Origin of the sequence: Lysobacter sp. Hz25, from assembly GCF_046097045.1 — a bacterium.
GTDB classification, from domain to species: Bacteria; Pseudomonadota; Gammaproteobacteria; order Xanthomonadales; family Xanthomonadaceae; genus Lysobacter; species Lysobacter antibioticus_B.
In genome coordinates this window covers 5,533,425-5,544,906 of record NZ_CP175666.1, presented here as the reverse complement: position 1 = coordinate 5,544,906, position 11,482 = coordinate 5,533,425, and the positions used below count along the sequence as shown (strand labels likewise).

General features: G+C 68.9%; 11 protein-coding genes. 6 read left to right on the top strand and 5 right to left on the bottom strand.

The features are described 5' to 3' along the window. Window positions 1-64: 64 nt before the first annotated feature. The 5 genes from ACKN61_RS22870 (at window position 65) to ACKN61_RS22850 (ending at window position 5,383) form a co-directional block, all read left to right on the top strand. Window positions 65-874 (top strand): 1-acyl-sn-glycerol-3-phosphate acyltransferase, encoded by an 810-nt coding sequence (locus ACKN61_RS22870; protein ID WP_031373115.1) that lies wholly within the window; start codon window positions 65-67, stop codon window positions 872-874. A gap of 7 nt (window positions 875-881) precedes the next feature. Then, complete coding sequence (locus ACKN61_RS22865; RefSeq protein ID WP_031373116.1) at window positions 882-1,871, top strand: YheT family hydrolase; 990 nt, start codon at window positions 882-884, stop codon at window positions 1,869-1,871. A 93-nt stretch (window positions 1,872-1,964) separates the two neighbouring features. Further along, window positions 1,965-4,040 (top strand): tetratricopeptide repeat protein, encoded by a 2,076-nt coding sequence (locus tag ACKN61_RS22860; protein ID WP_408951371.1) that lies wholly within the window; start codon window positions 1,965-1,967, stop codon window positions 4,038-4,040. A gap of 99 nt (window positions 4,041-4,139) precedes the next feature. Next, window positions 4,140-4,766: a YbhB/YbcL family Raf kinase inhibitor-like protein gene (locus tag ACKN61_RS22855; protein WP_408951370.1), complete on the top strand. Its 627-nt coding sequence runs from the start codon at window positions 4,140-4,142 to the stop codon at window positions 4,764-4,766. Between the two features lie 143 nt (window positions 4,767-4,909). Further along, window positions 4,910-5,383, top strand: coding sequence for an RDD family protein (locus ACKN61_RS22850; protein WP_408951369.1), 474 nt, complete (start codon window positions 4,910-4,912; stop codon window positions 5,381-5,383). A gap of 24 nt (window positions 5,384-5,407) precedes the next feature. On the opposite strand, the gene ACKN61_RS22845 is transcribed toward ACKN61_RS22850, so the two are convergent. The 5 genes from ACKN61_RS22845 to ACKN61_RS22825 form a co-directional block, all read right to left on the bottom strand. Then, entirely contained in the window at window positions 5,408-6,262 is an 855-nt protein-coding gene (locus ACKN61_RS22845) for a DUF4377 domain-containing protein (protein WP_408951368.1), read from the bottom strand. Between the two features lie 88 nt (window positions 6,263-6,350). Beyond that, complete coding sequence (locus ACKN61_RS22840; protein WP_408951367.1) at window positions 6,351-7,289, bottom strand: DUF4377 domain-containing protein; 939 nt, start codon at window positions 7,287-7,289, stop codon at window positions 6,351-6,353. A 127-nt stretch (window positions 7,290-7,416) separates the two neighbouring features. After that, on the bottom strand, window positions 7,417-7,920 hold the full coding sequence (locus tag ACKN61_RS22835) for a hypothetical protein (RefSeq protein ID WP_408951366.1): 504 nt from the start codon (window positions 7,918-7,920) through the stop codon (window positions 7,417-7,419). Window positions 7,921-8,005: 85 nt separating this feature from the next. Continuing rightward, on the bottom strand, window positions 8,006-8,497 hold the full coding sequence (locus tag ACKN61_RS22830; protein ID WP_408951365.1) for a DUF2750 domain-containing protein: 492 nt from the start codon (window positions 8,495-8,497) through the stop codon (window positions 8,006-8,008). Between the two features lie 50 nt (window positions 8,498-8,547). Further along, window positions 8,548-9,354 (bottom strand): undecaprenyl-diphosphate phosphatase, encoded by an 807-nt coding sequence (locus ACKN61_RS22825; protein ID WP_031373124.1) that lies wholly within the window; start codon window positions 9,352-9,354, stop codon window positions 8,548-8,550. 291 nt (window positions 9,355-9,645) lie between these two features. Here ACKN61_RS22825 and glnA point away from each other — a divergent pair, with 291 nt between their 5' ends. Further along, window positions 9,646-11,055, top strand: coding sequence for a type I glutamate--ammonia ligase (gene glnA / locus ACKN61_RS22820; protein WP_408951364.1), 1,410 nt, complete (start codon window positions 9,646-9,648; stop codon window positions 11,053-11,055). Window positions 11,056-11,482: the final 427 nt, after the last annotated feature.

Below are 11,482 nucleotides of genomic sequence, written 5' to 3'. Positions count from 1 at the left end.
AAAACCCGCCATCAGTCGCAATCGCCGCTGGCCGCTGCGACGACGCTTCGGTATCGTGCACACAATGAATGCGCCGCCTCCCCACGCCGGCGCGGTCGCGCCTACGGGTGCGTCGACCGCGCGCGCGCTGCGTTACCTGATCCGTGTACCTCTGCTCCTGTGGCATGTGCTCGTCCATCTGCCGCTCGTGCTGCTGCTGACCACGCCCTTGACCACCCGCATCCCGGTCGGTGGCGGCGAAACCCTGGGTCATCGCCTGATCCGCGCCTGGTCGGCCGGGTTGATGCACGTGTTCGGTTTCCGCCTGCGCCGCGTCGGCACGCCGCTGCCGGGCGCGACCTTGTTCGTCGCCAACCACGTCAGCTGGATCGACATCGAGACCCTGCACAGCCAGCGCATGATGGGGTTCGTGGCCAAGCGCGAGATCGAGAGCTGGCCGGTGGTCGGCTGGCTGGCGGCGCGCGGCGAGACCATCTTCCACCACCGCGGCAACACCGAATCGCTCGGCGGCGTGCTGCACGAGATGCTCGCGCGCTTGCGCGCCGGGCGCTCGGTCGGCGTGTTTCCCGAAGGCGGCACGCGCGGCGGCGGCGAAATCGGCCCCTTCCATGCGCGCATCTTCCTCGCCGCGGTCGAGGCCAACGTGCCGGTGCAGCCGGTCGCGCTGCGCTACGGCGAGCGCGGTAACGCCCAGTCGGTGGTCGCCTTCCAGGGCAAGGAGAGCTTCTTCGCCAACTTCCTGCGCCTGCTCGGCGAACCCGGTTGCGTCGCCGAGATCCATTTCCTGACCCCGATCGGTCCCGGCGAAGCCGATGGCCGCCGCCGCATCGCCGACCTGGCGCGGCAGCGCATCGTCGAGGCGATGGCGAGCTGAGGCCATGTTGACCGCCGCGGACTACGCGCCTCCACGCTGGCTGAGGAACGCGCACGTGCAGTCGGCGCTGGGTTCCAGCCCGCTGCGCCGGCGCCGCGCCGAGCAACGCTTCGCCCAGATCGGCGCGCAGACCACCGAACACCTGATCGAGGCCGGCGACGGCGTGCGCCTGCACGGCCTGCACAGCGCCGTGCCCGGCACCGCCCCGCGCGGGCTGGTGATGCTGCTGCACGGCTGGGAAGGCAGCGCCGATTCCAACTACATGCGCCTGACCGCGGCGCAGTTGCTGGCGCGCGGCTTCGAGGTGTTCCGGCTCAATTTCCGCGATCACGGCGGCACCCACCACCTCAACGAAGGCCTGTTCCACTCCAACCGCATCGACGAGGTGGTGCAGGCCACGGCCGAGATCGCGCGGCGCTTTCCGTTGCGGCCGCTGTCGGTCGCCGGTTACTCGCTGGGCGGCAACTTCGCCCTGCGCCTGGCCTTGCGCGCCACCGACGCCGGCCTGCCGCTGGCCCATGTCGCCGCGGTCTGCCCGGTGCTCGATCCGGCCCGGACCATGGACTCGATGGAGTCCGGCCTGCCGTTGTACCTGTGGTACTTCGAGCGCAAATGGCGCGATTCGCTGGCGCGCAAGCGCGCGCTGTTCCCGGCGCTGCACGATTTCGACGACCGCACCCTGGGCCTGAGCATGCGCCCGCTGACCCAGTGGATGGTCGAGCGCCACACCGACTTCGGCACCCTCGACCGCTACTTCGACGGCTACTCGATCGCCGGTCAGCGCCTGGCCCGCTTGGAAGTGCCGGTCAGCATCCTGATGGCCGCCGACGACCCGGTGATCCCGGTCGCCGGCTTCCAGGAACTGGTCGTGCCCGAGCACGCACGCGTCGAGATCGCGCCCTGGGGCGGGCATTGCGGCTTCCTCGAGAACGCCCAGCTCGACGGCTTCGCCGAACGCTGGATCGCCGACCGCCTGAGCGCCTGCGCTTCGGCCTGAAGCGCGCGCTGGCGGCGCAAGCGGGGCCCGGGACCGGGAAAACCGCCGCGGCCCGCCTACAATTGCGGTTCTTATCCCACCCGAAGCACACGAATGTACGAACCCATCCTCGACGCCCTGCGCCGCGGCGCCACCGCGGAGGCGTTGTCCGCCGCCGAGCAGGCCGTGGCCGCAGACCCGCAAGACGCCGCCGCGCATCGCCTGCACGCCGCCGCGCTGCGCCTGGGCGGCGACCGCGAAGGCGCGGTCGCGGCGATCGACCGCGCGATCGGCCTGGCCCCCGAGGATGCGCAGCTGCATCTGGAACGCGCCGGCGCGCTGCTCGACGGCCGTCAGCTCGACGAGGCCCAGGCCGCGCTCGCCACCGCGATCGGGCTCGATCCCAACCAGTTCCCGGCCTATATCGTCAAAGCCCACCTCGCGATCGCGCGCGGCGACCTCGACGAAGCCGAGCGCCTCGGCCGCACCGCGGCGCGCATCGCCCCGGGCCATCCGCAGGTCGCCGCCGTGGAAGGTTCGCTGGCGCTGCGCCGCGGCGACAACGACCGCGCCCTGGCGGTGCTCAGCCAGGCCGCCTCGCTGGCGCCGGAAGACGCCCAGATCATCCATGCGCTCGCCTTCGCCTACCTCGCCAAGGGCCATCTGGCCTTCGCCGAGCAGGCCTTCCTGACCCTGGCCGAGCGTCAGCCCGAGCAGCCCACGCTGCAGCTGATGATCGCCGACCTGATGCGCCGCCAGCAGCGCTTCGGCGAAGCCGCCGACCGCGTCGCCGCGGTGGCCCAGCGCGAGGATGCGGGCTTCGGCGTGCAGCGTTGGCTCGGCGAGCTCGAACTCGACGCCGGCCGCCCCGAACGTGCGCTGCCGGCGCTGCGTTCGGCGCTGGCGGTGATCCCCGACGACCCGCGCACGCTCAACGCGATCATGGAAGCCTGGCGCCGCCTCGACGACGTCGACGATGCGCGCCGTACTCTCGAATCCGCGCTCGCCACCCACGCCGACCTGCCCAACCTGTGGCGCGCGCGCCTGGCCCTGGAGCCGTTCGCCGAAGCCGGCGCGATCGAAGTCATCGAACGCTGGCAGCAGGCCATGCCCGATCACCTGGGCGCGCTGGAAGCGCGCGCGGCGGTGCACGATTACCTCGGCGAACGCGCCCAGGCCGAAGCCATCGCCCATCGCATCGTCGAGCTGCATCCCGGCGACGTGCGCGCCGAGATGCGCATCGTCCAGGGCTTGGCCGAGACCGACCCCGATGCCGCCGCCGAACGCATCGAACGCCTGATCAGCCTGTCGCCGGATCCCTTGGTCAAGCGCGAGTTGCGCCAGTTGCTCGGGCGCGCCTTCGACCTGGCCGGCCAGCCCGAAGCCGCGGCCGCGACCTGGGCCGAGCTGCATGCCGAAGTCATCGACCAACGCCTGCCGCGCAACGCCATCAGCCGTCGCAACGCCGCCGAATGGCCGGCGATGGCGCCGGTCGCCGACGGCGCCCAGGGCGTGCTGTTGCTGTGGGGCGCGCCGGGTTCGCGGGTCGAGCGCTTCGCCCAGATGCTGGGCGCGGTCGGTGCGCCGCTGCTGGTCGACCGCTACGGCGAACAACCGCCGACCGATCCGCTGCAGCGCTACGGCACGGTCGAGGAATTGCTCGCCGGCACCCTCGACCCGGCGTTCCTGGTCAAGATGTACCGCGCCGCCTTGCCCGCGCGCGGCGCCGCCGAAGGCCCGGTGTTCGACTGGCTGCTGTGGTGGGACAACGCCCTGCTGCGCGCGCTGCGTCCCTACCTGCCCGAAGCGATGATGCTGATCGCGGTGCGCGACCCGCGCGACATGCTGCTCGACTGGCTGGCCTTCGGCAGCACCACGCCGTACGCGCTGGAAACGCCCGAAGCCGGCGCGCGCTGGCTGGCCCAGACCCTGGACCAGGTCGTCGACCTGCACGAAGGCAATCTGTTCCCGCACAACCTGGTCAAGCTCGACGAGATCGTCGACGACCCGGGCGCGCTCGCCCAGGCCGTCGCCGACACCTTGCGCATCCAGGTGTCGCTGCCGAACGATCTGTCGCTCGGCGGCGTGCGTCTGGCGCCGGGCCGTTGGCGCGAGTACACCGGTCCGCTCGGCGAAGCCTTCGCCCTGCTCAAGCCGGTGGCCCGCCGCCTGGGCTATCCGGAAAACTGAGCCGAAGCGTCGCGGCGCATCCGTCGGATGCGCCGCGACGCCCTCCCTATCCACGACACGGACGCCGCGCTGACGGCGCCGTCGATGCAGGAGCCCGACATGCGTATCCACAGCAACAGTTTCGAGCACGGTAAGCGTCTGCCGGCCGAGTTCGCCGCCGGCCAGGCCACCGCCGAGGGTTTCGGCTTCGCCGCCAACCGCAATCCGCACCTGGCCTGGGACGGCGTGCCGGCCGGCACGCGCTCGTTCGCGCTGTTGTGCATCGACCCGGATGCGCCGACCGTGCCGGAGATGGTCGACCGCGACGACGTGCAGATCCCGGTCGACCAGGTGCGCGGCGATTTCTTCCACTGGGCGATGATCGATATCCCTGCCGCCGTCACCGAGATCGCCGCCGGCAGCTGCAGCGACGGCGTGACCGCGCACGGCAAGCAAAACCCGGCCGGTCCGGCGGGCGCGCGCCAGGGCATCAACGATTACACCGGCTGGTTCGCCGGCAACCCGGACATGGCCGGCGACTGGTACGGCTACGACGGCGCCTTCCCGCCGCCGAACGATCTGCGCCTGCACCGCTATTTCTTCCGTGTGTTCGCCCTCGACGTCGAGCGCCTCGACGTGGATGCGCGTTTCACCGCCGGCGATGTGCTGTACGCGATGCAGGGCCACGTGCTGGGCCAGGCCACGACCTATGCGACGTATGCGCTGAATCCGGCGGTCGCCGGCTGATCGACGGCGCACGGCGTCGCCGCTGGGCGAGTACGCATCGGCATCGGCATCGGAGCGGCGCGCACCGCGATTGCGGGCGCGCTGTCGGTTGCCCTAGAGTCCGCCGAGGGCCCGCTTCGGGACCGACAGGGAGCAGGATCGACATGGACGACAATCCGTATCACGCGCCGCAGGCCGCGGTGCATCTGGACGAGCGCATGGCGAAGCTGGAGGCGGCGAGCTTCCTCCGCCGCTTCTTCAACTACCTCATCGATTTCGTCGCCTGCTATGCGATCGGCTTCGTGATTGCCTTCGCGTTCGCCTTGTTCGGCGGGGAAGGCGCGCTGGCCGCGATGGACGAACCGAACATCCTGCGCGACTACGCCACCGGCATCGGCCTGATGTTGGCCTACTACATCCCGCTCGAAGGCATGTTCGGCGTCACCGTCGGCAAGCTCATCACCGGCACCCGCGTGGTCGACGAACAGGGGCGCCCGCCGGGTTGGGGTCAGGTGATCGGGCGCACCTTCGCGCGCCTGATCCCGCTCGAGCCGTTCTCGGTGCTGTTCTCGGACAGCCGCCGCCCTGCCGGCTGGCACGACCGCCTGCCGAAGACCTTGGTGGTGCGGACGCGCTGAGCGCAGCGCGTCCGCAGTAACGATTTACGACTTCGGCGCCGGCACCAGTTCGCTCTCGACCACCATGTCGAGCACGTAGGCCACCGACGAAGCGTCGGCCGGCGGGTTCTTGATGTCGAACTTCTTGACCCGCACGACGTTGCGCACGCCGGCTTCGTGCTTGTAGCCCTCGATGTCCTGGTACAGGAACTGCCACTCGCCCGGCGCCTGCGACACGCCGTTGGCGTCGTAGCTGCGCTCGCGCACCCACAGGCACTGGTGCTTGGGCATCAGCGGATGCGGGCAAGTGCGGCGCTGCGCGTCGACTTCGAAGAACACGGTCGCGCCGGCGCTGCCGTAACGGGTTTCCGCGGTCGGTTCGCCACTGAGGCTCAGCTTGCTGCCCGAGGCGGTGGTCAGCAGCAGGCGCGGCTGCGGCGCCTCGCCTTCGATGGCGAACTTCGCGTTGCCTTCGAGCTGCTTGGAAATCTCGCTGTCCATTTGCATCAGTCGCTGGTCCTGGCAGGCCATCAGCGTGGTCTGGAACTGCTTGACCTCGATGCGGTCGCCCTTGAGCGCGTACATCGCGCCGACATGGTTGCAGCCGCCGGACACGCCGAGGCGGTCCTTGACGAAGCTCAGCTGCAGGCCGTACTTGCCTTCGCGCTGAAGCGTGGCGATCGGCTTGCCGGCGTTGTCGGTGGCCGAGTCGAGATTCCACTTGTAGCCGCCCAGGTCGATGGCGGAAGTCGCCGGCGCGGCATCGGCCGGCGCGGCGCTGTCGTGGGCGGGTTTGGCGGTGTCGCCGTTGCCGGTGCTGTGGGAAGGCGCGGCGCAGGCGGCGAGCAGGGCGAGCGACAGCGCGGCGGCGGACAAAACGAGGGGGCGGGTGATAGTCATGGGGCGCGATGATCCAATGTTGGCTGCGAAGACAGGATCAACGGCCCCACGCGGGCCATGGGGTTGGCTGCGTTCAGCCGCGGGTCGGCTAGGGCCGGTCGTGAGCGACCGCTCCGCCTACGGTGCCGTTCACGTGGGTCGGTTCCGGGGCCGACGGCGTGGCGTAGTCCAGCGCATACGAGCTTACGAGCCGGCCGCGCAGCATCAGCGGGTAATGGCGTACACGGACGAGTTCGTGCGCCCCGGGTGAGTGGCGATAGCCCTCGATCGGGCCGTAGAAGCGATGCCAATCCGAAGCCGACACCCGTCGGCCGAGGACGTAATGCAGCTCGCGCACCCACAGGCAACGGGATGCGGCGACCAGCAGGCCCTCGCAATCGACTTCTTTCGCCGCGACCTCGAGCGTCATCTCGACCGGCTTGCTGCCCCACAGCGCATCCGCGGTCTGCAAGACCAACTGGGTGCCGTTGCGGCTGGTCAAGTGCAGACGCTGCCGCACGCCCTGGCCCTCCAGGCGGTAGCGGTAAGGCGAGAGCAGGTGTTCGTGGACCGCGATCGAAGTCGCCTGGGCGAGATGGTTGGTGCAACCGAGGGCCTGTTGGACCTGATCGGACACCTCGAGGACATCGCCGCGCAGGCGATAGTCGCCGGACATTTCGCCGCAGTGCCCGTCGATCGTCAGGCGTCCGTCGTCGCCGAACTCGACATGGATCTGCGAGAACGCGTTCGGCTGCAATTCCGGCAGCGCGCGGCCGTCGGCCGCGGTCGCGAGCAGGATCTGCCAGCGATAGCCGGCCAGGCCTTGCGGGCCCGGATCCGGTTTCGGCGGTGGCGGGCGCTGCTTCACCGTGGCCGGGCGCGCGTCGCCCAGTTTGGCGGTGGATTCGGGTTCGGTCGCCGCCGCCGCCGAAGTATGGCCGGGCAGATCGCCGGCCCCGCTGCTGCAGGCGGCCGTGAGCAGGGCGGCGACCAGCGTCAGCAGATGCGCGCGCTGGCGATGGATGGCAACGGAAGATGGCGAGGGCATGAGGGCCTCCTTGGCGAGATGGCATAGCCTGGGTCGTGCGTGCCGTCGCGCGCCATCGCCGCGGCGTGGATAAACGCGAGTTCGGTCACGTTGTCGAACAAGGAAACAGGTCGCGCGCGAACGCGCTTCAGCGTGCCGCCGCGGCCGGCAGGCCGATCAGCTGCATGTGCGCGCCGTCGTCGGCCGTGACGCGCAGGATCGGCGCGCGCCCGCGCGCGTCGATGGAGAAATGCGCGCCGATCAGGGGCTGGGCAAAAAAGGCGCGCTCCATCGCCGCGCCGCGGCGGCAGCCCGCCACGGTTTGTACCGCGTCGAGCCGTTCGTCGTGCACGATCCGTCCGCCTTCGACCCGATAGGCGCCGCTGATGGTGTTGCAGGCCCCTTTTACTCGATAGCTCTCGTCGCCGAAGCGCACATGCAGGCCGCGTCGACGCGCTCCGCGCAGCTCGCCGACGCGACGGCCCTGCGCATCGGTGGCCTCCAGCGGATACCAATCGAAGGCGCGCAACAAGCCGGCCTGGGTCTGCGGCAGCGGATGCGTCGGGCCCGAGCGTTGCGACACCGCAGGTGAGGACAGCGAACAGGCGGCGAGCGCCGCGGCGAGCGCTGTGGCAGAACAGATCCGGTGCATTCCGACTCCTTGTCGAAGAGGATGCGCTGCGGGCACGACAGCGCCCGCGGCTCCTGGGCGAACGCGCCGTCGCGCCGCGCGGGGTTCAGGACTTCGGCTTGGCGAACTTTTGCGCCAGTTCGCGCTGGGCGCGCTCCAGGTCGAGGCCGCCGTCGCCGTCGTCTTCCTGCTCGCTTTCGTCGGCGAGCACGGCGTCGATATGCCCCAGCAGTTCCGCCGGGGTGACCACCGCGCACTGCATCGTCGTGTTCGGAAACACGCCGACGCCGAGGCCGGCTTCGGTCAGCGCCGGTGCGGCCTTCGCGCGCCAGGCTTCCAACTCGCGCAGCACCGGCGCATAGCCCTTGAGGTTCGGCGCGGCTGCCAGGGCGGCGCGCGCGGTGCCGGTCGAGGGCCATACCGGCAGCAGTTCCTGGCCGTCGGCGTCGAACAGGGTCAGGACGAATTCGCCGGATTCGGCGACCCACAACTGGCCGGTGCCTGCGATGGCCGCGACGAAGGCGGCGTAGCGCTCGGGTCCGGACAACTGCGCGTAGTCGAGCAACTCTTGTTCGGCGGCGCGATCTGCTTCGTTCATGGCGGCGGCTCCTGCCGGTGGGGCGTTGCGATCAGCTGGGGCGATGTCATTCAACTGCCTGAGGGCATCAACAGCAACAGCGCTGCGCCGAACACGAAGCGGTAGATCGCGAACGCGGTGAAACGGTGGGTCTGGATATAGCGCAACAGCCACTTCACCGCGATGAAGGCGGTCACCGCCGAGGCGACGAAGGCCACCGCGAGCGCGTTCCAGTCTTCGTTGGCCGCGGCGGGCGTGCCGAGCACGCCGAGCAGCTCGTAGCCGCTGGCCGCGAACATGGTCGGGATGCCGATCAGGAAAGTGAACTCGGTCGCCGCGGCGCGGCTGGTGGTGCCGGCGAGCAGGGCGATGAAGATGGTCGCGCCCGAGCGCGAGGTGCCCGGGAACACGCCGGCGACGACCTGGGCGATGCCGACCAGGGTCGCGACGGTCCAGGTGATTTCGCTGCGTTCGCCGAGCGCGGCGGCGCGCTTGGCGGCGAAATGCTCGGCCGCGATCATCCACACACCGCCCAGCACCAGCGCCCAGGCGATCGGCAGCACCTGGTCGGGCAGGGAGAAGCCGGCCTTCTTGACCGCGATGCCGAGCACCGCGGTCACGCCGAAGGCGAGGGCGAGCTTGAACAGATAGTCGCGGTTGTCGCGCTGGCCGAAGCCGGTTGCCAACGTCCACAGCCGGCGCCAGTAGATGACCACCACGGCCAGGATCGCGCCGGCCTGGATCGAGATGTTGAACAGGTCGGAGCGATGCCCGAGCCAGTGTTGCGCGATCAGCAGATGGCCGGTGCTGGAGATCGGCAGGAATTCGGTGATGCCTTCGATGATGCCGAGAAGCAGGGCGGCGAGCAGGTCGGTCATTAGGGGCGGGGGTCTTGGGTCGGGGAGTCGGGACGCCGGCGGCGCGATCGGGGGTTCGCGGCGGCGCGCCAGAATAACGGAAAGCGCGCTGCACTAATTTGGTGCAACTGCCTGCTTCGTTGCGCTCATGTGGTGCGCTCCGTCGGCGATAGATCGGGGATTCGCTTTGATTTCATGCGCTTACCGGTGGCTAAAAGTTGGCATGACGCTTGCTTCCCTAATGGGCAGGCGGCTCCAATGCCCTCGTGTTGCACGACTCTTTCACCCGACTCCCCATTCTCCGGAACGAACATGTCTCTCGAACAGGTCGAAAAGCTCATCAAGGATCACAAGGTCGAATTCGTCGACCTGCGTTTCACCGACATGCGTGGCGTGCAGCACCACGTGACCTTCCCCAAGTCCATCGTCGAGCCCTCGCTGTTCGAAGACGGCAAGATGTTCGACGGTTCGTCGATCAGCGGCTGGAAGGGCATCAACGAGTCGGACATGATCCTGCTGCCGGATCCCTCGACCGCGTTCCTGGACCCGTTCACCGCCGATCCGACCGTCGTGCTGACCTGCGACATCCTCGATCCGGCGACCATGCAGGCCTACTCGCGCGACCCGCGCGGCGTCGCCAAGCGCGCCGAGGCCTACCTGAAGTCCAGCGGCGTCGCCGACCAGGCCTTCTTCGGTCCGGAACCCGAGTTCTTCATCTTCGACTCGGTCCGTTACGCCAATGAGATGGGCCACACCTTCTTCCACATCGATTCGGAAGAAGCCGCCTGGAACTCGGGCAAGGAATACGAAGGCGGCAACAGCGGTTACCGTCCGGGCGTGAAGGGCGGCTATTTCCCGGTCGCGCCGCTCGACTCGCTGCACGACATCCGCGCCGAGATGTGCAAGACCCTCGAGCAGGTCGGCATCGAAGTCGAAGTGCACCACCACGAAGTCGCCAACGCCGGCCAGTGCGAGATCGGCACCAAGTTCAACTCGCTGGTCGCCAAGGCCGACGAGCTGTTGACGATGAAGTACATCATCAAGAACGTCGCCCACCGCAACGGCAAGACCGCGACCTTCATGCCCAAGCCGATCGTCGGCGACAACGGCAGCGGCATGCACGTGCACCAGTCCTTCGCCAAGGGCGGCGTCAACCTGTTCAGCGGCGACGGCTACGGCGGCCTGTCGCAGATGGCGCTGTGGTACATCGGCGGCGTGTTCAAGCACGCGCGCGCGATCAACGCCTTCACCAACTCGGGCACCAACAGCTACAAGCGCCTGGTGCCGGGCTTTGAGGCGCCGGTGATGCTGGCCTATTCGGCCCGCAACCGTTCGGCCAGCTGCCGCATTCCCTACGTGGCCAACCCGAAGGCGCGCCGCATCGAGATGCGCTTCCCCGACCCGATCCAGTCCGGCTACCTGACCTTCGCCGCACTGATGATGGCCGGCCTGGACGGCATCAAGAACCAGATCGACCCGGGCGCGCCGAGCGACAAGGACCTCTACGACCTGCCGCCGGAAGAGGAGAAGGGCATCCCGACCGTATGCCACTCGCTCGACCAGGCGCTCGAAGCGCTCGACAAGGACCGCGACTTCCTCAAGGCCGGCGGTGTGTTCACCGACGACTTCATCGACAGCTACATCTCGCTGAAGATGCAGGAAGTGACCAAGTTCCGCGCCGCGACCCACCCGCTTGAATACCAGATGTACTACGCCGTCTAAGGAGATTGCCGCAGATGTATATCGGGTCTTCGGATACCAGATGTACTACGCGGTCTGATCACATGAGCGCCTACGCCTTGCCGCCATCCGCCTGCCGTCCCGATCGCCCGCGCCGCTTCGATGCGGCGCGGCGGGATGCCACGCGGCGGCGCGCGGACGCGATGCGCGACATGCGGTAACCAGCACACGGCCCGGGGCTAACGCTCCGGGCCGTGTCGCTTTCAGGGAAGACGAACCCGCCCGGGCGACGCCACTCGCCCACGCCACCCGATATCGGCCCGCCGCCGACGTCGCGGGAGCGGCTTGCCCGAACAAACCCAGGACACGCAGCGCAAAGTCCCGGACCGAAAACCGAAAACCGAAAACCGAAAACCGAAAACGCAGCAGAAACGCAAAACCCCCGAAACCCAGAAACGATCGACCGACG